21 protein-coding genes are annotated in these 22,906 nt (G+C 67.7%); 13 read left to right on the forward strand and 8 right to left on the reverse strand.

Annotated features, from left to right (window positions below; all coding sequences use genetic code 11):
* Positions 1–78: 78 nt before the first annotated feature.
* Together N5D45_RS18805 and N5D45_RS18810 are read left to right on the forward strand one after the other, a co-directional pair.
* Entirely contained in the window at positions 79–258 is a 180-nt protein-coding gene (locus tag N5D45_RS18805) for a hypothetical protein (protein WP_057504189.1), read from the forward strand.
* A gap of 34 nt (positions 259–292) precedes the next feature.
* Entirely contained in the window at positions 293–886 is a 594-nt protein-coding gene (locus tag N5D45_RS18810) for a mechanosensitive ion channel family protein (protein WP_010482867.1), read from the forward strand.
* A gap of 512 nt (positions 887–1,398) precedes the next feature.
* On the opposite strand, the gene N5D45_RS18815 is transcribed toward N5D45_RS18810, so the two are convergent.
* Together N5D45_RS18815 and N5D45_RS18820 are read right to left on the reverse strand one after the other, a co-directional pair.
* On the reverse strand, positions 1,399–1,665 hold the full coding sequence (locus N5D45_RS18815) for a DksA/TraR family C4-type zinc finger protein (protein WP_010482865.1): 267 nt from the start codon (positions 1,663–1,665) through the stop codon (positions 1,399–1,401).
* A 170-nt stretch (positions 1,666–1,835) separates the two neighbouring features.
* Complete coding sequence (locus N5D45_RS18820) at positions 1,836–2,393, reverse strand: DUF2058 domain-containing protein (RefSeq protein ID WP_019338831.1); 558 nt, start codon at positions 2,391–2,393, stop codon at positions 1,836–1,838.
* 62 nt (positions 2,394–2,455) lie between these two features.
* Here N5D45_RS18820 and N5D45_RS18825 point away from each other — a divergent pair, with 62 nt between their 5' ends.
* The 3 genes from N5D45_RS18825 to N5D45_RS18835 all read left to right on the forward strand — a co-directional run bounded on the left by N5D45_RS18825 (position 2,456) and on the right by N5D45_RS18835 (position 5,398).
* Entirely contained in the window at positions 2,456–2,956 is a 501-nt protein-coding gene (locus N5D45_RS18825) for a M48 family metallopeptidase (protein WP_049409052.1), read from the forward strand.
* A gap of 47 nt (positions 2,957–3,003) precedes the next feature.
* A complete protein-coding gene (locus N5D45_RS18830; RefSeq protein ID WP_019338833.1) occupies positions 3,004–3,702 on the forward strand; it encodes an RNA pseudouridine synthase in 699 nt (232 codons plus the stop codon).
* A 103-nt stretch (positions 3,703–3,805) separates the two neighbouring features.
* Positions 3,806–5,398, forward strand: coding sequence for a phospholipase D family protein (locus tag N5D45_RS18835; protein WP_049481929.1), 1,593 nt, complete (start codon positions 3,806–3,808; stop codon positions 5,396–5,398).
* A 3-nt stretch (positions 5,399–5,401) separates the two neighbouring features.
* On the opposite strand, the gene N5D45_RS18840 is transcribed toward N5D45_RS18835, so the two are convergent.
* Positions 5,402–6,478, reverse strand: a complete 1,077-nt coding sequence (locus N5D45_RS18840; RefSeq protein WP_049409049.1) for an HDOD domain-containing protein — start codon at positions 6,476–6,478, stop codon at positions 5,402–5,404.
* Between the two features lie 278 nt (positions 6,479–6,756).
* Here N5D45_RS18840 and N5D45_RS18845 point away from each other — a divergent pair, with 278 nt between their 5' ends.
* Positions 6,757–7,854, forward strand: coding sequence for a Glu/Leu/Phe/Val dehydrogenase dimerization domain-containing protein (locus N5D45_RS18845; protein WP_279939464.1), 1,098 nt, complete (start codon positions 6,757–6,759; stop codon positions 7,852–7,854).
* A gap of 44 nt (positions 7,855–7,898) precedes the next feature.
* On the opposite strand, the gene N5D45_RS18850 is transcribed toward N5D45_RS18845, so the two are convergent.
* Entirely contained in the window at positions 7,899–10,739 is a 2,841-nt protein-coding gene (locus N5D45_RS18850; RefSeq protein WP_279939465.1) for an autotransporter serine protease, read from the reverse strand.
* Between the two features lie 183 nt (positions 10,740–10,922).
* Between N5D45_RS18850 and N5D45_RS18855 the strand changes: the two genes are divergently transcribed.
* The 3 genes from N5D45_RS18855 (at position 10,923) to N5D45_RS18865 (ending at position 13,133) form a co-directional block, all read left to right on the forward strand.
* On the forward strand, positions 10,923–12,098 hold the full coding sequence (locus N5D45_RS18855) for a thiolase family protein (RefSeq protein WP_010482849.1): 1,176 nt from the start codon (positions 10,923–10,925) through the stop codon (positions 12,096–12,098).
* A 124-nt stretch (positions 12,099–12,222) separates the two neighbouring features.
* Positions 12,223–12,564: a hypothetical protein gene (locus tag N5D45_RS18860; RefSeq protein ID WP_004153024.1), complete on the forward strand. Its 342-nt coding sequence runs from the start codon at positions 12,223–12,225 to the stop codon at positions 12,562–12,564.
* A 158-nt stretch (positions 12,565–12,722) separates the two neighbouring features.
* On the forward strand, positions 12,723–13,133 hold the full coding sequence (locus tag N5D45_RS18865) for a hypothetical protein (RefSeq protein ID WP_049467900.1): 411 nt from the start codon (positions 12,723–12,725) through the stop codon (positions 13,131–13,133).
* A gap of 279 nt (positions 13,134–13,412) precedes the next feature.
* On the opposite strand, the gene N5D45_RS18870 is transcribed toward N5D45_RS18865, so the two are convergent.
* Positions 13,413–15,050, reverse strand: coding sequence for an acyl-CoA dehydrogenase family protein (locus N5D45_RS18870; protein ID WP_057502228.1), 1,638 nt, complete (start codon positions 15,048–15,050; stop codon positions 13,413–13,415).
* A gap of 113 nt (positions 15,051–15,163) precedes the next feature.
* Here N5D45_RS18870 and N5D45_RS18875 point away from each other — a divergent pair, with 113 nt between their 5' ends.
* The 4 genes from N5D45_RS18875 to pdeM are packed head-to-tail and all read left to right on the forward strand — an operon-like array spanning position 15,164 to position 20,853.
* The gene (locus N5D45_RS18875; protein WP_053443362.1) at positions 15,164–16,162 is read left to right on the forward strand and encodes a ligase-associated DNA damage response exonuclease; all 999 of its coding nucleotides are present in this window, start codon (positions 15,164–15,166) and stop codon (positions 16,160–16,162) included.
* On the forward strand, positions 16,159–17,766 hold the full coding sequence (locus N5D45_RS18880; RefSeq protein ID WP_019336698.1) for an ATP-dependent DNA ligase: 1,608 nt from the start codon (positions 16,159–16,161) through the stop codon (positions 17,764–17,766). The genes N5D45_RS18875 and N5D45_RS18880 overlap by 4 nt, the downstream gene beginning before the upstream one ends.
* Complete coding sequence (locus N5D45_RS18885) at positions 17,763–20,222, forward strand: ligase-associated DNA damage response DEXH box helicase (protein ID WP_057502227.1); 2,460 nt, start codon at positions 17,763–17,765, stop codon at positions 20,220–20,222. Before N5D45_RS18880 ends, N5D45_RS18885 begins: the two co-directional genes overlap by 4 nt.
* The gene (gene pdeM, locus N5D45_RS18890) at positions 20,212–20,853 is read left to right on the forward strand and encodes a ligase-associated DNA damage response endonuclease PdeM (protein ID WP_010482837.1); all 642 of its coding nucleotides are present in this window, start codon (positions 20,212–20,214) and stop codon (positions 20,851–20,853) included. Before N5D45_RS18885 ends, pdeM begins: the two co-directional genes overlap by 11 nt.
* Position 20,854: 1 nt before the next feature.
* Here pdeM and N5D45_RS18895 read toward each other — a convergent pair whose 3' ends face one another.
* From N5D45_RS18895 to N5D45_RS18905, 3 genes are all read right to left on the reverse strand, one after another.
* Positions 20,855–21,124, reverse strand: coding sequence for a hypothetical protein (locus N5D45_RS18895; protein ID WP_019336695.1), 270 nt, complete (start codon positions 21,122–21,124; stop codon positions 20,855–20,857).
* Positions 21,125–21,304: 180 nt separating this feature from the next.
* A complete protein-coding gene (locus tag N5D45_RS18900) occupies positions 21,305–22,573 on the reverse strand; it encodes an NAD(P)/FAD-dependent oxidoreductase (protein WP_164194166.1) in 1,269 nt (422 codons plus the stop codon).
* 103 nt (positions 22,574–22,676) lie between these two features.
* Complete coding sequence (locus N5D45_RS18905) at positions 22,677–22,883, reverse strand: cold-shock protein (protein WP_005410590.1); 207 nt, start codon at positions 22,881–22,883, stop codon at positions 22,677–22,679.
* Between the last annotated feature and the right edge of the window lie 23 nt (positions 22,884–22,906).

Genomic DNA, 22,906 nt, shown 5'->3' on the forward strand with positions numbered 1-22,906 from the left:
TCAATGCCATGCAACCTTTTTGATGGCTGCTGCATCCATGGAAGGTCCTTCGCAAAATTGCCGTCCAGGAGTCCTGCCATGTCCAGCCCATCCTGCGCCGCCCTGTTGGTGATCACCGCCTGCATCCTGCTGCAGGCGCTGGGCCTGTCACTGCAACTGCGCCCCGACAACGGCCGCGCCTGCCTGCAGCAGCACCGCCAGGAGCTGGTCTGCCTGGCCTGGACCCCGGCGGTCGAATCCCCCGCACGCGCCGGGTAACATCGGGGGCCGTTTCCCCCTCCGTAGTCGCCCCATGATGTTGTCGCTGAAGGATCACCTGCCCGCCTGGACCCACCCGTGGCTGAACTACGCCGGCGTCGCCGTGCAGATCGTACTGGTGCTGCTGGTTGCGTGGCTCCTGCGCGTGCTCGCCCGTCGCCTGATCCGCCGCTTCGCCGAGCACTACACGCTGCCGCCCGAAATGGTGATGGGTGCACGCCGGATCACCAGTTTCGTGGTCTATTTCAGTGCCCTGCTTTACATCCTCAGCCTGCTCGGCGCGAAGCCGTCGGTGCTGTGGACCGCGTTTACCGGCTTCGCCGCCGTGGGCGCGGTGGCCTTCTTCGCGGCGTGGAGCGTGCTGTCCAACATCTTCTGCACGCTGTTGATCTTCACCACCCGCCCGTTCCGCCTGCACGACTACATCGAGGTGCTGGAGAACGGCGAGAAGCCGGGCCTGAAGGGCCGGGTGATCGACGTGAACCTGATCTACACCACGCTGCAGGAGACCGGCGACGGCCACGAAGGCACGGTGCTGCAGCTGCCGAACAACCTGTTCTTCCAGCGCACGGTGCGCCGCTGGCGCGACCCGGCACAGGCGCCTGGTGGCATCCAGGGCGACGGTTGAGGGTGGGGTTTTCGGCAGGGCTGCGCCCTGCACCTGCTTGGAGCAACGGCAACGGCAAAAGCATGCTATCCGTGGGATGGCGGGGTGGGTCCGGTTGAGGGGGACGCTGCAAGTACGTCCATGTAAGCTCGGTCGCCGCATCCATGCGGCTCACGCCCCCTCAACCGGACCCACCCCGCCTTCGACAGATTTCCGCGAGCTGTCCGTTCTTCTGTAGAGCCGAGCCATGCTCGGCTCAAATCATTCCGATATCGAAATTTTCGATTTCGATGGAAATTTATCCACGCACGGCGGGATGTACCCGATCGCGGAAATCTGTCGGAGGTGGGGCGGTGTCGGAGTGCGGGGTGTCAGCCGCATGGATGCGGCTGCCAAGCCTACAAGGACGTACTTGCGGCGTCCCCGCACTCCGACACCGCCCCGCCACCCCACGGAATGCCAGCTTTTGCTGTTGCTGCTGCCTTGGCTTGAAGGCTTCGGCGGGTGCAGGGCGCAGCCCTGCCGAACAACCTTTACCTCAACTGGCTGTCCTTGCTGCCACGCCGGTTGTAGCCGGCATGCGCCTGTTCTTCGTCGTCATGCGCCTGCTGGCACGCCACGCACAGCCGGACACCGGGCACGGCCTGGCGCCGCGCCAACGGGATCGGCGCGTCGCATTCCTCACAGTGCTCCAGACCCGGGCCCTCGCGCAGCTGGCGCCGCGCGCGGGCGATCGCATCGTCGACGGTGGCGTCGATCTGGTCCTGGACCGCGCCGTCTCCCGCCCAACCGGTAGCCATGGCCATCCTCCGCAGGTGTGTCGCCTGATATGGAGACGATACACCCCGGCAAAAAGGCACGCCTTAATGTAGAGCCGAGCCACGCTCGGCTGCTCTTCAGGAAGACGAACAGAGCGCGGATGGGTTCGATCAAGCCGATTGCGACTTAATCCCCTCCGTCCCCTTCTTGTTTACCAGACCAGGTCGTCCGGCACCTGGAACTGCGCGTAGTAGGCGTCGTCCTCGGCGTTGCCGGTGGAGATCTCGGCGGTCGAGCCCGGCTGGCCATGGTCGACAATGATCGCCTCCGGGGCGCGCTCACGCACCTTCTCGGCAGCAGCACGTGGCAGCAGGGCGTAGCCCTCGCCATTTGCGACAATGACCAGCACGCCGACCGACAGCGCCTTGCGCAGCTTGGGGTCGATCAGCAGAGTGCGGATCGCCGCGCCATCGCTGAAGCGGTACTCGTCGTCGCCCTTGTGGGGCACGGCATGGGCCGTGATGATCTGCTTCGCCTGCGCCTTCTGTTCAGCCTGACGGGCCTGGGCATTGCGCTCGGCGGCCAGTGCGCGGTCGCGCTCGACCTTCTCGGCGCGGGCCCGTTCAGCCTCGCGCTGGACGTCGGCCGAGGTCGATTCGGCCTTGCCCTGCCGGGCCTTGGCCTGCGCGCTCGCGGCAGCGCTGGCCTGCGACTTCTTGGCCAGGCCGGCCTTGAGCAATTGTTCCTGCAGCGCGTTGGGCTTTGCCATGGTCGATGCGTACCGCGTGTAATCTTGGATGCTCCATTCTACCGACGCCCCGCCGCCCCTGCATGGCAGTCCTGAAGTACCTCAACGGCTATCCCGAACCCCTGGTCGCCCAGGTCAGCGACCTGCTGGCACAGGGCAGACTCGGCCCCTGGCTGCAGCAGCGCTACCCCGACCCGCACGAAGTGCGCAGCGACCGCCAGCTGTACGACTACACCCAGGACCTGAAGGACCGCTACCTGCGCAAGTCGGTGCCGCTCAACAAGGTCTGCTACGACAACACGCTGGAAGTGATCAAGCACGCGCTGGGCACCCATACCGCCATCTCCCGCGTGCATGGCGGCCGCCTCAAGGCCAGCCGTGAGATCCGCATCGCCACCGTGTTCCGCCAGGCACCGGCCGCGTTCCTGCGCATGATCGTGGTGCATGAGCTGGCCCACCTGAAGGAAGCCGACCACAACAAGGCCTTCTACCAGCTGTGCCAGCACATGGAGCCGGATTACCTGCAGCTGGAGTTCGATACCCGCCTGTACCTGACCGAGCTGGCCAACCGCGGCCAGCGCTGACCGGCCGCAGCAGCTACACTGCGCGCCCCCTGCCTGACCTTTCCGCCATGGAACCGATCCGTCTCGACAAACGCCTGTCCGCTCTGCTCGGCATCCCACGCGGCGAAGCGCGACGCTACATCGAAGGCGGCTGGGTCACGGTCAACGGCGACGTGGTGGAACAGCCACAGCGTCCGGTCGATGACAGCGCGGTGATCGTCGTGGCCGAGCAGGCCAGCGATGAAAAGGCCGAGCGGGTCAGCATGCTGCTGCACAAACCGGCTGGCGTTGCCGCCGAAACCCTGTGCGCGCTGGTCAGCAGTGACAGCCGCAGCGAACTCGACGCCAGCGACATCCGTCCGCTGCAGCGCCACTTCCACGGACTGCAGCTGGCCGCCTCGCTTCCGGCCAGCGACAGCGGCCTGGTGGTGGTCAGCCAGGATCCGGCCACGCTGGCCCATCTGCAGCGCAATCTGGGCCGCACCGAACAGGAATACCTGATTGAAGTGGCCGAAGGCGGGCCCGAGCGCGGCCCGTGGCTGATGGCGCGGCTGCAGCAGGAATCAGGCGGCGCCAAGGTCAGCTGGCAGAGCGAGCAGCGCCTGCGCTTCGCGGGCAAGGGCCTGACGGCCAAGGGCCTGCGCGTGGCGGTCACCGCTGCCGGCCTGCAGGTGACGGCCGTGCGCCGGCTGCGTATTGGCCGCGTGGCACTGGGACCGCTGCCCGCGCGGCAGTGGCGTTACCTGGGCAGCGACGAGCGGTTCTGACCGCGAAGTTCCAGTCATCCGCGCATGGCGTGACATTGCCTGAAGAAGGCATCCACGCATGGCGTGGATCTACTGCAATGAATCTGTTGGCTTTCATCCACGCATGGCGTGGCTCTACCATCGGGGCATGAGCCTGCCCAAGCCCCTGTGGCGACGCCTGCTGCGCGTCGCTGCAATCATCCTCGCCGCGCTGTTGCTGCTGGTCCTGTCCGGGCTGCTGCTGGCCGACCATCTCACGCCACGGGCGCAGGGCGCACCCTCGCATGTGCTGCCACTGCAGCCGGCGCAGACCCGCATCGACCAGGAAATCGTGCCGCTGCAGGACGCACACCCCGGACAGTCCGGCGTGGCGTTCCTCAGTGATGGCATGGATGCCTTCGCCGCACGCGCGATGATCACCACGCACGCAGGCCGCAGCCTGGACCTGCAGTACTACATCTGGCACGACGACCTGATCGGCCACCTGATGGCCAAGGCGCTGTACGACGCCGCCGAGCGCGGTGTGCGCGTGCGCATCCTGCTTGACGACATGAACGCCCAGGACAAGGACGCGCTGATGATGGCGCTGGACCGGCACCCGAACATTGAAATCCGCCTCTACAACCCGTTCCGAAACCGCAGCGGCATCGCGCGCACGCTGGAACTGGTGCAGCGCGCTTTCAGCGTGAACCACCGCATGCACAACAAGAGTTGGATTGCCGACGGCCGAGTCGCGATCGTCGGTGGCCGCAACATCGGCGAGGAGTACTTCAGCGCACGCACCGATGTGAATTTCCAGGACCTGGATCTGCTGGTTGCCGGCCCCGCCGTGGAGCAGGCCAACCGCATCTTCGACGACTACTGGAACAGTGAAGCGGCCATACCGGTATCGGCGCTTGCCTTCCATACCGATGCACAGCTGCGCCTGCTGGTCCGCGAATCGGATCACGAAGCGCAGCGCGACGTGGCCCGGCCCTACCTTGCGCGCGTGGCCGAATCGCGCAAACGGCAGCGCCCAAGCCCTGAGCCGCTACATTGGAGCGGTGCAGTGCGCATCGTGTCGGACCCGCCGATGAAGCACCGCAAGGACGATCGCGCTGCCTGGCTGGTGTCGACCCTGATCAGTGAGCTGCAGGCCGCCCGGCACAAGGTCCTGTTGATCTCGCCCTACTTCGTACCCGGCAACGAAGGCCTGGATGGCTTTTCGGCCATGGCCGGGCGGGGCGTGCAGGTCGGCGTGGTCACCAACTCACTGGCCGCCAATGACGTTGCCGCCGTGCACGGTGGCTACATGGGCTACCGCGTGCCATTGCTCGAAGCTGGCGTCCACGTGTACGAACTGAAAGCGCAGGGGCAGTCCGCCGATGCCGGCGTGTTCGGCAGCAGCGGCGCGAGCCTGCATACCAAGGCGTTCCTGGTCGACGATCGCCGCGGTTTCGTCGGTTCGTTCAACCTCGACCCGCGCTCGGCCTATCTGAACACTGAAATGGGCGTGCTGTTCGACGATCCGGTACTGGGCGCACAGCTGCGGGACGAGTACCTGCGCCTGGCCGATCCCAGGCACAGCTGGTGGCTGGCGCTGGACGACCGTCACCGGTTGCGCTGGCTGGAGCGTGAACCACCACCACACTGGGTGGAGGCCGAGCCAGGGGCAACGGCGCGCAAGCGCTGGTTGTCGCGGGTGATCAGCTGGCTGCCGGTGGAATCGCAGCTGTAACGCTCAGGGCGCCGGACCCGCCTCTTCCTGTCCAGCGTCATCGCGTGTTTCCACGCTGCGCCCGTGCAGGCGCCGCCAGATCCAGCGCAGGGCATGCGGCGGCGCCGAAGGCAACTGTTCGAGCAGGGCCAGCATGCGGCTCTGGCTGGCATGTCCATGCCGGCACAGCAGGCTGGCCGCTGCGGCCGCACTGGCCAGGCGCAGGCTGTCAGCCAGCGGGCCATCCGCCTCGGGCGCCAGTGCCTGGTGCACCGGCTCGGGCAGCTCCCAGGCCGCAGCCACGCGTTGCGCCAACGGCAGCGACCACTGCTGGAGCAGCTGCAGCGCCAGCGCCGGCTCCACCGTCTCATCGCGTGCCTGCGCTTCCTGCAGCAGCTGGCGCATCACCAGTGCGGCCCCCAGCCCCTGTACCAGGCCCAGCCACTGGGCGGCGAAGGCATCGCCGAAGGTGACCGTGCGTGCGTGGTCAGCGGCTGCGCGCGAAGCCAGCAGCGCGTGCTCCCAGATGATCGTGCTGAACTGCGGAAACACCTCGCACTGCACCTGCATCACCGGCTGTACCAGCACCGCGCTGATGATCTGTCGCACGCCTTCGGTTCCGACCAGTGTCACCGCCCGCTGCAGGCTTTCCACTGGGCGCTCGTGCACCTTGTAGGCCGGGCTGTTGGCGATGCGCAGCAGGTTGCCGGTCAGCACCGGGTCCTGGCCGATGATCGCCGCCATCACCCGCGCCGATGCCGCATCGTCGTTGACCGTCTGGATCAGCTGCGGCAGCAGCTGCGGGCGGCGCGGCAACTGACGGGCCGCCCAGTCCCGGTCCTGCAGCGCGCGCGCCACCGCCTCGCCCAGTCCCGCGGCCTGCACCGGCGTGGATTCACCGGCCAGGCGCGGGTACAGGGCCAGCGCATGCAGGCCGCGCTGCAGATGTGCAGCGATCTCGGCCGAAGGCAGCGCCTCACCCTGCAGGCTGGCCGCAGCCGCCGCCACCGCCTGTCGCGACACCGCCGCCAACCGGGACGGCGCGGCCCCGGTCGAGCGCGCCAGCCAGCCGCGCAGCGATCGCCACCAGGCCGGCGTCATCGCCGCCCGCCCTGTCGTTGTGGTGCCCTTGCCGTCACTGACCGCCCTGCCTCTTCACGCGAATCCGGCCACCCGCCGTCGTCGCAGCATCGGCCGCACTTTCATCTTCTTTAACCGGAAGGCCGCCGATGTCGACGGCACCGGCCGGGGGAATGGACTAGAATGGCGCCGCGCGACCCGTCCCCCTGCACCGACGACGTCGCTTTTTTTGTTTTGGGACCCTACCGTTCACTGGCCGTTCGCTGCAGTTCGCCGCTGATCGCGCCATCGGAGACGCCATGCTATTCGAAACCCTCGCCACCACCGGCCACGAACAGGTGGTGTTCTGCCACAACCACGACGCCGGCCTGAAGGCGATCATCGCCATCCACAACACCACCCTCGGCCCGGCCTTGGGCGGCGTGCGCATGCGCCCCTACGCCAGCACCGACGAGGCGCTGGCCGATGCGCTACGGCTAAGCCGGACGATGACCTACAAGAATGCACTGGCCGGCCTCAACGTAGGTGGCGGCAAGGCGGTGATCATCGGCGACCCCAAAGTGGACAAGACCGAGGTGCTGTTCCGTGCCTTCGGCCGTTATGTCGATTCCCTGGGCGGGCGCTACATCACTGCCGAGGACGTCGGCACCGACGTCAACGACATGGAGAACATCTACCTGGAAAGCCAGTTCGTGACCGGCGTGCACCAGGTCCATGGTGGCTCCGGCGATCCCGCTCCGTTCACCGCCTACGGTGCGCTGCAGGCACTGATGGCGTCGATGCGCTTCAAGTTCGGCCATGAGGAAGTGGGCAAGACCAGCATCGCTGTGCAGGGCCTGGGCCACATCGGCATGGAACTGGTGAAGCTGCTGCGCGACCGCGGCGCCAAGCTCTACGTCACCGACCTGGACAGCGCGCTGGTTGATCGCGCGGTCAGCGATTTCGGTGCCGAAGCAGTCAAGCCGGATGAGATCCATGAAGTGAACGCCGACGTGTTCGCACCGTGCGCGCTGGAAGGCGCGATCAACGCCGACACCCTGCCGCGGATCAAGGCGAAGATCATCTGCGGCACCGCCAGCAACCAACTGTCGAGCCTGGAGATCGGCGACGAGCTGCATGCGCGCGGCATCCTGTATGCACCGGACTATGCGGTCAATGCCGGCGGCGTGATGAACGTGTCGCTGGAGATCGACGGTTACAACCGCGAACGCGCGATGCGCCTGATCCGCAGCATCTACCACAACCTCACCCGCATCTTCGAACTGTCGCAGCGCGAGAACATCGCGCCGCAGCGTGCCGCCGACCGCATCGCCGAGAGCCGCATCCTGTCGATCGGCAAGCTGAAGATGCCGCTGGGCCGCAGCACCCCGCGCCTGGGCAACCTGCGCGGCGGCTGAGCCAGCCGACGTCGCGCCGGGCATGACCCGGCGCGACCTGTCCTTCAGAAGCCGGTGCTGTAGCGCAAGGCTGCCTGCCGCGCACCTTCGCCACCGACGCGCTGGTCGAAGCCCAGGCTCAGGCGGCCATTGCGGCCCCACCACGATTCCAGCGCCACGCCGATCAGCGCACTGCCGCGCGGTGCGTTCCAGCCCGCCAGCGGTGCCCAGGCATCGACGCCGACGAAACTGGCCTGCCAGTCCGCATCCGCGCCATCAATCCGTTGCTGCCATTCGGCATGCCCACGCAGCGTCCAACGCCCCCAGGCACGCTCGCCGCGGATACCGGCCAGCATCTGGCTGCGCTGCACGCGATTGGCATCACCCCGCAGGCCGAAACCGAAGCCGCCGAGCTCATTGAAGGCGTCGGTATCCACGCGCGTGGTGCTGGCGCCGACGTAGGGCGTCAACGATGCGCCTGCACGCCCCAGCCGGTACCCGCCCTCCACGCTGGCACTGCTGAAACGGCCGCCATACCGCGCAGAGACACCATAGGCGCCCGCACCGAGCAGCAGCTGACGATCCAGCGCGCGGGTGAACTGGCCGCTGCCGACCTGGGCCAGCGCGTAGCCACGCCCCAGATTCCAGCCCGCGTACAGCTGCGCCTGCGCCTGGCGATCACGCCCACGATCGCCGCCGAAACTGCTGCCACCATTACTTCGGGTCTCGCCAAACGCCACGCCCATCAGGCCGTTGCTGCCCAGTGGCAGATCCTGGCCGGCCATCCAGCCCCGGCTGTCGGCGGCGTTGCCGGCGAAGCTGCCCTGCCCCGCCTCACCCAGCGCGCTCTGCCAGCTACCGCGCAGGCGCGGTGCGGCCTGTACACGATCGAAGCGCTCGGCGATCGCACGCCGCGACATGTCGATGCTGTCGAAGGTCGCCGCTTCGGCACGGGCGTGCGCTTGACCGGACAGGCTCTGCAGGCTGGCGGCCAGGCCCTGCGGGCCACCGCCGGTCCACTGCAGGGCGCCGGCCGCTGCACCAAAGGCCGATCCCTGCAGCCCTGCGTTTTTGTCGAGTGCTGCGAATGCACCTTCCAGGCGCTGTGCTGCCGCCTGGGCGGACGCCCCCAGGCCGCTGGCCGCTGCGGTGACGCTGACCTGGGTCAGGTTCAACCAGGCGTTGTTGCTGTCGTAGCCGTAACTGCTCTGCAGCAACGACAGCCCCTGCAGGCCACTGGAGGTAGCCGGCGTACTGAAGGTGCCACTGAGTCCGCCTGCCGCGTGGATCAGGTCCTGGCGGCTGCCGTTCTGTGGCACGTAGCCGGAAACGAAGCCATGCACGCGCACGCCACCGTCGATCGCGGCATTGCCGGTGACCTGCAGCGCATTGGCGCCCAGTGCGATCATCAGCTGTGCACCGGCCTGCTGGGTGTAGTTGCCCTCGATCGTGCCGGTGGTGTTGCCGGTGGTGAGGAACACGCTGCTGCCGTTGACCACATTGCCGATCACGCGGGGCGTGCCGCCATTGAACTGCAGGCCGGTCGAATCCGGATCGGACTGGCCGAGAATGGTCACATTGGAACGGACCACACCACCGTTCTGCAGCGACAGGATGCCGCGTTCGATGCGGGTGGCGCCGGTGTAACTGTTGTTGCCGGCCAGCACCAGGGTGCCCCCGCCCTGCTTGACCAGGCCGCCGCTGCCGACGATATCGTTGCGCCACGCCGAGCCGGTCGAAGCAAGATCCACGTTGGCGACCACATCCCCCCAGTCGAAACGGCCCGGACCGTTGATCGCACGGCCGATGTCGAGCAGGCCGTAGCCGAACACCGAATCCACGCCCGGCGCGCCGATGTCCTTGGCGGTGCCCAGCAGGGTCTGCCGCACCAGATCGTTGCTGAAGTACGGGAAGCGCTCCCAGACCAGCGCCGCCGCGCCGGAAATCAAGGGCGCCGCAAATGACGTGCCGTAGTTCCAGTAGTAGCTGCCACCATTGGCATCGGGATAGACCGCGCTGCCTGGCGCCGCAAGGCAGTACCGGGCTGCCTGGCCGCAGGCATTGGCATAGCTGGCCAGCGTACCTGGCGCATACGGATCCACGGCGGTGGCCACCAGCCAGCCGCGCTCCAGATCGGCGGCCGGCAGCGTGCCGGCCACGCCCTGCTGGCTGGGCAGCGCGGCCAGGCTGCTCGGTTCGCTGCGGCCATCATTGCCCGCGGCAAACACCACCAGCCCGCCGTGGTTGATCACGAAGGGACGATATTCGGCGGCCACCTGCGCGGTGGTCGGCAGGTCGGTCCAGTACAGGCCGCCCCACGAGTTGTTCATCACCTTCACGTTGTAGCTGATCAGGTCCTGGTGGACCTGGGCCACACCCAGCGGTCCGCTGAATGCATTGCCGCGTCCGCTGCCGTCGTCGGTCGGCGGTTTGTCGGCAATGATCCGTGCCGACACGATCTGCGCCTTTGGCGCGATGCCGCCTGGCCAGGAGCCCGTTGCCGCGCCGGCGGCGAGGCTGGCCACGGCGGTGCCGTGGCCGACCACATCATCGACACCCAGATTGTTTCTGGCCGGATCGATGTAGTTGAGGTTGGCCAGCACCCGGCCATTCAATGCCACCGCATTGCGCTGCACGCCGGAGTCGACGATGCCGATGCGCACGTTCTGACCGGTCAGGCCGGCAGCCTGTGCGGCGCGCGCATTGGTGACTGACAGATGCGCGTCGCAAGCCGGCTCCTGTGGTTTGACCGGGGGCGGCGTCGTCGGTGGCGGGGTAGTCGGTGGCGGCGGTGGTGGCGGTGTATCGATGCGCACGTTGCCGCCCCCGCCACCTCCACCACAGGCCGTCAGCGCCAGTGCCAGCGCGGTTGCCAGGGCAGATCTCACCGTCGTCGTGCGTTTCATCGATTCCTTCCCATGAACGTTGGCCCGCCCTTGTGCCGGCAGGCATGCGGCGCCGTCCAACGGCGGCCCTCCCCGACCCTCTATACTTGGGCCGACCCCCACGCAGTCTGCCGGGAAACCGGGGCGCTTCCAACGGCCCACGGTCTCCTTTCCGAACATTGCTTACGCATCAACGAGATTGCCATGTCCAACATCGTCATCGCCGCCGCCAAGCGCACCGCCATCGGCTCCTTCCTCGGCCAGTTCAACGGCGTGCCGACCCCGACCCTCGGCGCGGCCGCCATCGCCGCCGCCCTGGAACAGTCGGGCATCCCGGCCAGCGACGTTTCCGAAGTCCTCATGGGCTGCGTGCTGCCGGCCAATCTGGGCCAGGCGCCGGCCCGCCAGGCGGCGATCGCTGCCGGCATCCCGCTGTCAACCGGTGCCACCACGCTGAACAAGGTGTGCGGCTCGGGCATGAAGACCATCATGCTCGGCCATGACCTGATCAAGGCCGGTTCGGCCAGCATCGTGGTCGCCGGCGGCATGGAATCGATGTCCAACGCGCCGCACATGCTGCCCAACTCGCGCACCGGCAACCGCTTCGGCAACTTCCAGGCGGTCGATCACATGGCCCACGATGGCCTGGTCAACGCATACGACGGCAAGGCGATGGGTGAATTCGCCGAATGCGCCGTGGACAAGTACCAGTTCAGCCGCGAAGAGCAGGACGCCTACGCCATCGAATCGGTCAAGCGCGCGCAGGCGGCCCAGGCCAACGGTGCGTTCGCCGATGAAATCGTCGCGGTGAAGGTCGCCACCCGCAAGGGCGAGGTCGAGGTCACCACCGACGAGCAGCCCGGCCGCTCGGACATCGCCAAGATCCCGACCCTGCGTCCGGCCTTCAAGAAGGACGGCAGCGTCACCGCCGCCAGTTCCTCCAGCATCTCCGACGGCGCCGCCGCTGTGGTCCTGCTGACCGAGGAAGACGCAGCCGCACGTGGCATCACCCCGCTGGCCCGCATCGTCGGCCACGCCACCCACTCGCAGGAACCGGAGTGGTTCACCACCGCCCCGATCGGCGCGCTGCACAAGCTGCTGGACAAGACCGGCTGGTCGCTGGACCAGGTCGATCTGTTTGAAATCAACGAAGCCTTTGCCGTGGTGGCGATGGCGCCGATGCGCGAACTGGGCATCCCGCATGACAAGCTCAACGTGAATGGCGGTGCCTGCGCACTGGGCCATCCGATCGGCGCCTCCGGTGCACGCCTGGTGGTGACCTTGGTCAACGCCCTGCGCACGCGCGGTGGCAAGCGCGGCATTGCCACCCTGTGCATCGGCGGTGGCGAAGCAACGGCTATCGCCATCGAATTGATTTAAATGGATTTAACGATGATTTCGCAAAAATGAATGCGGGATCGCTTGACACCCAATCTTGGCTTGTCATCATGTTGTCGGCGCGCAGCATGCGCGTTGCCTAATTCTAACGACGAGGATTCACACAATGAGCATCAACAAGCTGCTGGTCGCGATGTCCCTGGCTCTGGCCCTGGCCGCCTGCTCGAAGCAGGAAGCTGCCCAGGACGCCGCTGCTTCGGCCAACGAAGCCGCCACCGAAGCCCAGGCTGCTGCCGACCAGGCCGCCGCTGCTGGCGCCCAGACCGCCGACGCTGCCCAGCAGGCCGCTGACACCGCCGCCACCGCTGCTGACGCTTCGGTTGACGCTGCTGCCCAGGCTGGCGCTGCTGCCACCGACGCCGCTGCCGGCGCCGCTGCTGACGCTGCCAAGGCTGCTGAAGGCACCGCTGAGAAGGCCAAGGACGCTGCTGAAGAAGCCAAGAAGTAATAACTTCTTTCTTCACGCTGTTCTGGAAAAGCCGCTGGTTCGCCAGCGGCTTTTTCTTTTGTCGAAATGCGCGCGACTGAGCCGCTGCATCGCGACCCCGTCTTCACAACGGCATGAATAGGCTGGCGTCCCCATCCATTGCAGTACCGGAGACCGCCATGAAGATTCGTCCGATCACTACCCCCCTGCTGGCCGCCTCCCTGCTGCTGGCCCTGGCCGCCTGCAAGGGCCCGGAAGCCGAACAGGCCAAGCAGGACGCACAGCAGGCGGCCGACAGCGCAGGCGCTGCCGCCCGCGACGCCGTCGACAAGGCTGCTGCCGCCACCCGCGAAGCCGCCGACAAGACCGCTGCCGCTTCCGAGCAGGCCGCCGCCGATACCCAGCAGGCGCTGGACAAGGCTGCAGACGCCACCGCGAACGCTGCCGACAAGGCCAAGGACGCCGCAACCGACGCCGCCGCACACGCCAGCGACGCGACCGCCGACGCCGCGCAGAAGGTTGCCGACAAGGCACGTGATGTCGCCAATGACGCCAAGGCCAACGCCGCCAAGGAAGAAGCCAAGCACTAAGCCTTATCGGCAGCCGAGCATCGGCTCGGCGCTACAGGAAAAGCCGCGGCACTGCCGCGGCTTTTCTGCTTTTCGCTCTCTGCTCTCTGTTGATTCCGTGGTGGACCGCACGGAAACCGTCCAAGGCCGCGCGAGTGGGTTGCGCAGGGGCGTAAGCGCCATGGATGGCGCGCCCGGGCCTACAAGGACGTATTCACGGCGCCCCCTGCGCGACCTACCCGCGCGGCCCATCCATCAGTATCAGCGCCCACCACGAGGGGCACCGCCGTTGGCCATTCCCTACGGCAGCGCGCGCGCCAGCATCGCCGTCAGCTCCAGCCCCGCCGGCAGCGTCCCAAACGCCAGCCCATGCTCCCCTTCCAGCCGGCTGCGCACGAACGCCTCCGCCATCGGGCTGCGCGCACGCAGCAGCAGCGCCGCCTGCAGCAGCAGCGCGGTACGCTCGCAGAACAGCCGCGCCTGCGCTTCCTCCGGTGGCGGCGCCGCTGCCCAACGCTGCAATGACGCTGCATAGCGCCCATCACGATCAGCCACCGACGCCAGCTCACCGCGCAACGCCGCCATCGCCTCCGGCTCACGCGCCAGCGCGCGCAGCACATCCAGGCACTGGATGTTGCCGCTGCCCTCCCAGATCGAATTCAACGGTGCCTGCCGGTACAGGCGCGGCAGCATCGACTCCTCTACGTAGCCTGCACCGCCCAGGCATTCCTGCGCTTCATTGACGAAAGCCGGTGCGCGCTTGCACAGCCAGTACTTGCCCAGTGCCGTCCCCAACCGCGCCATCGCCGCTTCATTGGCATCCACACCGGCACGATCCACCGCGCGTGCGATGCGCATCGCCAACACCGTGGCCGCTTCCGACTCCAGCGCCAGATCAGCCAGCACGTTGGTCATCAACGGGTGCTCGACCAGCAGCTTGCCGAAGGTGCGTCGATGGCGTGCGTGGTGCAGCGCCTGCGCCAGCGCCATGCGCATCTCTGCCGCCGCACCCAGCATGCAGTCCAAGCGGGTCATCATCACCATGCCGATGATGGTGGCCACGCCGCGCCCCTCTTCGCCCACGCGCCATGCCTGTGCGCCGCAGAACTCGACCTCGCTGGAGGCGTTGGCCCAGTCGCCAAGCTTGTCCTTCAGCCGCATCAACCGGAACGCATTGCGGTCACCATCGGCCAGCCGGCGCGGCATCAGCAGGCAGGTCAGTCCTCCCGGCGCCTGCGCCAGCACCAGGAAGCCATCGCACATCGGCGCGGAAAAGAACCACTTGTGGCCGACCAGGCGATAACGCTCGCCATCGATCGGTTCGGCGCGCGTGCTGTTGGCACGGACATCCGAGCCGCCCTGCTTCTCGGTCATGCCCATGCCCAGGGTGATGCCGGCCTTGTCCGCCACCGGCACGTCGCGCGGGTCATAGACCGGTGCAGCGGCCTTGCGCGCCCACTCGGCCAGATGCGGCTGCGAATGCAGCACCGCCACCGCCGCATGGGTCATGGTCAACGGGCAGCTGGTGCCCGCCTCGGCCTGGTGATGCAGGTAGCTCAACACCGCACGTGCCACGTGTGCGCCAGGCTGCGGCTCATGCCAGGACAATCCTGCGACGCCGTGCGATTTGGCCGCGTCCATCAACCGGTGATAGGCCGGATGGAACTCCACCGTGTCGATGCGATGGCCCTGTGCATCATGCGTGCGTAGCCGCGGACGATCACGGTTGGCATCGAAGCCGAGCCGGTACAGTTCATCACCGGCGAGTGCACCATAGACACCCAGCCGCGGCGCGAAGCTGGCGGCGCCTTCGCGCTGCACGGCTTCCATCAGCGCCACGTCGTCGGTCCACAACTGTCGCCCTGCGAACGGCGGCGGCTGGTTCAGCACCACATGGGTTTCATACGGCGCGTTGCTGCTGAAGCTGGGTCCACTCATCCGGTCCATCCTGGCGGCAAGAGGTCTGCGGCCCGATTGTGCCGCATCGCCTGCCAAGCCCGTGTTCAGGCCGGTTCTCACCCTCTGCACGAGACGCAGGCCACAGTGACCACATGGCAGGCAACGACGATCTGGTGGTGCTGCGCCCGGAGGGGCTGTACTGCGCCGCCGGCGATTTTCATATCGACCCGTGGCGACCGGTAGCGCGCGCGGTCATCACCCATGGCCACGGCGACCATGCCCGTCCGGGCATGGGCGAGTACCACTGCAGCGAAGGCAGCCTGCCGATCCTGCGCTGGCGCCTGGGTGACGTGCCGGTGCAGGCGCACGTCGAGGGCGTGCCGTTCCGCCTGGGGAAGGTGCAGGTATCGCTGCACCCTGCCGGCCATGTCCTCGGCTCTTCGCAGGTACGCATCGACGACGGCCGGCAGGTCTGGGTGGCCTCGGGCGACTACAAGCGCCAGCCCGACCCGACCTGCGCGCCGTTCGAAGTGGTGCCCTGCGATACCTTCATCACCGAAGCCACGTTCGCCCTGCCCATCTACCGCTGGCCGGACACGCCGGCGGTGGCGGCGGAAATCGTGGCGTGGCGCCGCGAATGCGAACAACGTGGCGAAGCGGCGATCCTGCTGTGCTATGCATTGGGCAAGGCGCAACGGGTGCTGGCCGAACTGCGGCCACTGGACGATCGCCCGGCCTGGCTGCATGGCGCCATCGCCAATGGTGTGGCGGTCTACCGGCAGGCCGGCGTACCGATGCTGGAGACGCTCACCGTGGCCGAACAGGGCCGCCAGCCGGATGCCGCCGGCCAGCTGATCCTCGCGCCGCCGTCAGCTGCGGGCACGCCCTGGATGCGTCGCTTCGGCCGCCACCAGCTGGGCTTCGCATCCGGCTGGATGCAGCTGCGCGGCAATCGGCGGCGTCGCAATGTCGATCGCGGTTTTGTCATTTCCGATCACGCCGACTGGCCAGCACTGCTGCAGACCATCGAACAGACGGGCGCCCGGCGGGTGATCGCCACCCATGGCAATACCGATGCGTTGATTCCGTTCCTGCGCGAGCGCGGCGTGGCTGCCGAAGCCTTCCGTACCGATTTCGGGAGCGAAGAATGAAGGCATTCGCTGCGCTCTACCAGCGCCTGGATCGCAGCACCGCCACGCTGGACAAGCGTGCGGCGCTGGTCGACTACTTCCGCCAGGCGCGTGCGCATGACGCGGCATGGGCGCTGTACCTGCTCAGCGGCGGCAAGGTGGGCGGCGCACGCCGGAAGATCGCCGCCAGCAGCGAACTGCGCGCGTGGGTGAGCGAGGAATCGGGCCTGCCGCCCTGGCTGGTGGAGGACAGCTATGCGCAGGTGGGGGACCTGGCCGAAACGCTGACCCTGCTGCTGGATGATCCATCCCGGCCAGCTGTCGACCGCCCCTTGGCCGAATGGATCGAACAACATCTGCTGGCGGTGGCCAATCAAGCCGAAGCAGTGCGCCGTGCGGCGGTCGTCGCAGGCTGGCAGCAGCTGTGCAGCAGCGAACGCCTGGTGTTCAACAAGCTGCTGACCGGTGCCCTGCGCGTAGGTGTTTCGCAGCGGCTGGTACAGCAGGCGCTGGCCGAATGGTCCGGCCTGGACATCGCACGCATCGCCCAGCGCATGCTTGGTGAGTGGGTGCCCTCGCCCGGGCTGCTGGCTCAGCTGCTGTCGCCGGATGAGCTTCCGCTGGACCGTCAGCAGCCCTACCCGTTCTTCCTCGCATCGCCACTGGAAGGTGAACCTGCCGAACGGCTCGGCCCGATCGATGACTGGCTGCTGGAATGGAAATGGGATGGCATTCGCCTGCAGCTGCTTCGCCGGCGTGGCGAGGTCGCATTGTGGTCGCGTGGCGAAGAGCGGCTGGATGGCCGCTTCCCCGAAATCGAGCAGGCGGCGATGGCGCTTCCCGATGGCTGCGTACTGGACGGCGAGCTGCTGGCCTGGGACGAAAACGCCAACCTGCCGCGTGCCTTCACCGCGCTGCAGACCCGCATCCAGCGCCGCAAACCCGGTGCGGCCACCCTGCGCAACACGCCGGTGCGCGTGCTCGCCTATGACCTGCTGGAAGTCGATGGCGCGGACCTGCGTGAGCTGCCGTTGCAGGAACGGCGTACGCGGCTCACTGAGGTCATCGGTGCGCTGGACGATGTGCGGATCCAGCTGTCGCCCGACGTTGACGCCGACGATTGGCAACGGGCAGCAGCGATGCGCGACGTGGCACGCGAACGCGGCGTGGAAGGTCTGATGCTGAAACGGCGTGTCTCGCCCTACCAGACCGGGCGACGACGCGGCGACTGGTGGAAATGGAAGGTCGATCCACTCACGATCGACGCGGTGCTGCTGTACGCCCAGGCCGGCCATGGGCGGCGCAGCACGCTGTACACCGACTACACCTTCGGCGTCTGGGACGGAGACACGCTGGTGCCGGTGGCCAAGGCGTATTCGGGCCTGGACGACAAGGAGATCCTCGCGCTCGACCGCTGGATCCGCGCCAACACCCGCGAGCGCTTCGGTCCAGTGCGCAGCGTGCGCGCCGAACAGGTGTTCGAACTGGGTTTCGAAGCGGTCAACCGCAGCAGCCGGCACAAATCCGGTATCGCCGTGCGCTTTCCGCGCATCCTGCGCTGGCGCCACGACAAGCCTGCCAGCGAGGCCGATCAGCTGGCTACGCTGCAGGCGCTGGCGCGATGAACCGCAGCCAGGCGCTGCGCAGGCTGGAAGACTGGTTCGCGGCACGCGGCTGGCGCTCACTGCCATTCCAGCGCGCAATGTGGCGCCACTACCTGGCCGGCGAATCCGGGTTGCTGCATACGCCCACGGGCAGCGGCAAGACGCTGGCGATGTTCGGTGGGCCGTTGCTGCAGGCGCTGGTCGATCCACCGCCACCGCCCCGCAGGGCCAGCGCGGTGCGCCCACTGCAGGTGCTGTGGGTGACGCCTTTGCGCGCGTTGGCCAGTGATACCGCCCGCGCCCTTCAGGCCGTCGTCGACGGCCTGGGACTGGGATGGCGTGTCGGCCTGCGCAGCGGTGACGCCAGCAACCGCGAGCGGCGCCAGGCCCGCGAAGGCCGCATCGACGTGCTGGTGACCACGCCCGAATCGCTGGCGCTGCTGCTGAGCTATCCCGATACCGTGGCACGCATGCGCCAGCTGCGCTGCGTGGTGGTGGACGAGTGGCATGAACTGCTGGGCAACAAGCGGGGAGTGCTGCTGCAACTGAACCTGGCGCTGCTGCGCGACATCGCCCCCGCGTTGCAGCTGTGGGGGCTCTCGGCCACGCTGGGCAATCTTGATGAAGCACGCGACGTGCTGCTGCCCGGGCAGCCCGACGCGCCCATCGTGCAGGGCGTGCGCACGCGCGCAGTCGGCGTGCGCAGCCTGCTGCCCGACCCCGGCGAACGTTTCCCCTGGGCCGGGCATCTTGGCCTGGCGCAACTGCCGCGCGTGCTGGACGCGTTGATGCAGGCACGCAGCAGCCTGCTGTTCACCAATACGCGTGCGCAGGCGGAACTATGGCATCAGGCGCTGGCCGCGGTCTGGCCCGAAGACCAGGGCACGCTTGCGCTGCACCACGGCTCACTGGATCCGGCGCTGCGCCAGCAGGTGGAGGATGGCCTGCGCGCGGGCGTGCTGCGCTGCGTGGTGGCCACCTCCAGCCTCGACCTCGGCGTGGACTTCCCCGAGGTTGAGCAGGTATTGCAGCTGGGCAGCCCGAAGGGTGTGGCCCGCCTGCGCCAACGCGCCGGACGTGCGCGCCACCGCCCGGGCGCCAGCGGCTCCATCCTGTGCGTGCCCAGTCATGCGCTGGAACTGGCCGAGTACGCCGCCGTGCGCCGTGCATTGGCCGCCGGCGTGGTCGAAGCACGCAGGCCGCCGACGCTGTCGCTGGATGTGCTGGCCCAGCATGCGGTCAGCCGCGCGCTGGCCGGTGGCTTCGACAGCGATGCGCTACTGGCGCAGGTGCGGCGCACCCACGCCTTCGCATCGCTCGGCGACGGCCAATGGCAGGCGGTACTGACCTTCATCGTGCAGGGCGGCCAGGCGCTGGCCCAGTACCCTGATTTCCACAAGGTCGTGCGCGATGACGACGGCTGCTACCGCATGCACGATCGCCGCCAGGCACTGCGCCATCGGCTGTCGATCGGCACCATCAGCAGCGATGGCAGCGTGCGCGTGCAGTTCCTGCGCGGGGGTGGCCTGGGCGCCGTGGAGGAACAGTTCGCCAGCCGCCTGCGCCGTGGTGATCGCTTCCAGTTCGCCGGGCGCCTGCTGGAACTGGTGCAGCTGCGCGACATGACCGCCTTCGTGCGGCTGGCACGAGGGCGCGGTGATGGTGTGGTGCCACGCTGGCAGGGAGGCCAGTTGCCGCTGTCGATGCCGCTCGGCCGTGAGCTGGAGTGGGTACTGTCCGGCGCCGACGACAGTGCCGAATCACGCTGGTTGTCACCGTTGCTGGCACTGCAGCAGCAGTTGTCGGCGCTTCCCGGCCCGGAACATCTGCTGGTGGAAGAGGTGCGGCGCCGCGAAGGCCAGTTCCTGTTCGTCTACCCCTTTGCCGGCCGCCACGTGCACGAGGCGCTGGCCGCCCTGCTGGCACTGCGCTGTACCCGCTGGCAGCGCAACAGCATCGGCTATGCGGTGAACGATCATGGCCTGGTGCTGGCACCGGCGCAGGCGATCGAGCTGGATGCGGCGCAATGGCGCGCATTGTTCACCCCCGATCAGCTGCTGGACGATCTGCGCGCGGCAGTGAACCTGGGCGAGCTGGCGCGGCGCCAGTTCCGTGGCATCGCACGCGTCGCCGGCCTGCTGGTGCCCAGCCTGCCCGGCGGCATGCCGCGGTCGCTGCGCCAGCTGCAGGCCTCGGCGGGCCTGCTCTACGACGTACTGCGCGAGCATGATCCCGGCCACCTGCTGTTGGCATTGGCCGAACGCGAAGTGCTGCACGACAGCCTGGACCTCCCAGGGCTGCAGCAGGTACTGGCAAGGATCGGCATGCAGGTCTTCTCGGTGCAGCACCCGGCATCACTCACACCGCTGGGCTTTCCACTGTGGGCCGAACGCCTGCGCGGGCAGTTCAGCAACGAAGACTGGCGCACCCGTGTGCAACGCGCGGCCCAGCAGCTGGAGCGCCGCCATGGCCGATGAACTGCCGCTGCTGCGCGCCGGCGAATCGCTGATTCTGCTTGGCGCGCGTGCACTGTACTGGCCTGCGCGGCAGGCGCTGCTGATCGCCGACCTGCACCTGGGCAAAGCCGATGTATTCCGTCGTGCCGGCATCGCGTTGCCCAGCGGCGGCACCGGCGAAGACCTGCAACGCCTGCAGGGGCTGCTGGACAGGCATGCCTGCCGCGAGCTGTGGATCCTGGGCGACATCCTGCATGGGCCGGCGCATCGCGCTGCCTGGTACCAGCAATGGCTGGGATGGCGTGAACGCAATGCCGCACTGGACGTGCATGTTCTGCGCGGCAATCACGACCGCCAGCTGCCTCATGCGCAGTTGCAGGTCCAGATCCACGATGAAGTACGGCTGGGGCCGTTCCTGCTTCGGCATGAGCCGATGCCTGATGCAGAGCTGCATGTGATCGCCGGGCATCTGCATCCGCAGGTTGCCTTGCCGCCCCTGCGGCGGCGCTTCGCCGCGTTCTGGCTGCGCGACCGGACGACAATCCTGCCCGCCTTCTCCGCGTTTACCGCCGGAATCGTCCCTGCCCCCGTCCCTGGCGAGCAGATGATCGTCTGCGTGCAGGGCGGCCTGGTGGAACTGCCGGAAGCTTGAATCAGGCCGGACGAATGCCCAGCTGCGGCATCAACCGGAAATCAGGCGTGTCATCTTCACGTCGTCGCGGCAACGCCTGGATCGCCGCCAGCATCTCCTGCGCGCAGGTGCGGATGCGTGCGTGGTGCTCAGCTGATGCATGACTGATCAGGCTGCCGACATGGAACTCGAATACGTCCTCCAGTACGTCGGGCTGGTCCTCGTGCAGCATCTGCAGCAATCCGCGCAGCTTGCAGATTTCCGATTCCAGCTCCTCGACCGCGAACAACATGGCGTCCTCCTCTTCAACAACAGGCGGCACGTCCGGGCCGCAACAGGCCGCAACGGCAGCGCCGCCCGGGCCACGCGCGATGTTGATCACGGAAAGGAAAACGGGCGACGCGCAATCGCGTGCAACCTACTTCTCGCATATCCGCGGTGAGGCAACCGTTAATTCACGTGACGACGCGCTTCACGCATTGGCCGTGATCGCGTTGATGCGAGGTGTCTCCGCTGCGGTGGCCAATGCGTCGACGAAAGCCGGATCCAGTGCGAGCGCACCGAACCAGCCGTGCTGGGTGCCACTGAGCACGCGCAGCATGTGGCCACGGCCACCGGGCAGGCGCCCCATCGGGCCCAGCAGCACATCACGCGCCTTGGCCCAGGCGTCGCGGTCGGACTGGAACAGCGGCGTCAGCCAACGACTCCAGCGCTGGTACACCGCAACGTGCGCCCTGCGTTGCGCCTGGTACGCCTGCAACGCTTCGGCACCACCGCCATGCGTGCGAACGGCATCGCGCAATGCCAACGCATCGAGCAGCGCCATGTTCACCCCCTGCCCCAGCTGCGGGCTCATCGCGTGCGCGGCATCACCGGCCAGCACCATGCGGCCCTGGTGCCAGCGCGTCATCACCGCATCACGGTAGACCGCGCGCGCCATCTGGCCGGCATCGCGCAGATCGGCGAAGCGCGCACTGGCCTGCGGCCACAGTGCATGCAGTTCATCCAGCCAGGGGGCCATGCCGTCGGCCTGCCAGCGCTCGAAGTCGGCGCGTGGCAGGCTCCAGAAGAAGCTCAGGCGCGGCGTGTCATCACCGGGGCGCGTGCCGACCGGCAGCAGCCCGATCATCTTGCGCGCGGCCACGTAGCGCTGGCGCAGCTCCCGCACGTGCGGCCAGTCTTCGGCCGGCAGCAGGCACCACAGCGCCCCCCACGGATACACGCGGTCCAGCCCGGCACCGCCGGCGATCGTGCCGCGCAGCGTCGAGGCGGCGCCATCGGCGGCCACCACCAGATCGAACGGACCGTGCATGCGACCGTCGCTGTCGCGCAGGCGGCCCTGCTCGGCATCCACCGCCGCGATGCTGACGCCCGCATGCAACTGGCCTGCACCCGCACGCGCTTCATCCAGCAGCGAGAACAAGGCCCCGCGCTGCATGCCCAGGCCGTGCAGGCGCGCATCCAGTCCGTCGTAACGCATGTCCATCACCGCGCGCTCGCACGGCGTGTCGCCATACAGGCGGTGCACCGGCGCGGCATGTGCGCGCACGGAATCAAGCAGGCCCATCTGCCACAGTACCTGCAGGCCGCTGGGCTGCAGCAGGAAGCCGGCGCCAACCGGTCCCGGCGTCGGCACGCGTTCGAAGATCTCCACCTCGTGGCCGTCACGGGTGAGCAGGATGGACACTGCCTGTCCAGCGGTGCCGTAGCCGATCACGGCGATGCGCAGTCGTTCCTTCATGGACGCATTGTGCCCGAGGTGGGTGGATCGCGAACGGGCCACAGGCATGCCGCACAAAAAAAAACCCCGCCGGAGCGGGGTTTTCAACGCACTGTCGAGTGGATCACTCGGCCGGCGTGATGTTCGAAGCCTGGGCACCCTTCGGGCCCTGGGTCACGTCATAGGTGACACGCTGGCCTTCCTGCAGGCTGCGGAAGCCCTTGGAGTTGATGGCGGAGAAGTGCGCGAACACGTCGGCGCTGCCATCCTCCGGCGAGATGAAGCCAAATCCCTTGGCGTCGTTGAACCACTTGACGGTACCGTTCGGCATGGTGATGCGAGACCTTATGCAAT

Origin of the sequence: Stenotrophomonas sp. GD03819 (assembly GCF_029841665.1) — a bacterium.
In the GTDB taxonomy this organism is placed as follows: Bacteria; Pseudomonadota; Gammaproteobacteria; order Xanthomonadales; family Xanthomonadaceae; genus Stenotrophomonas; species Stenotrophomonas geniculata.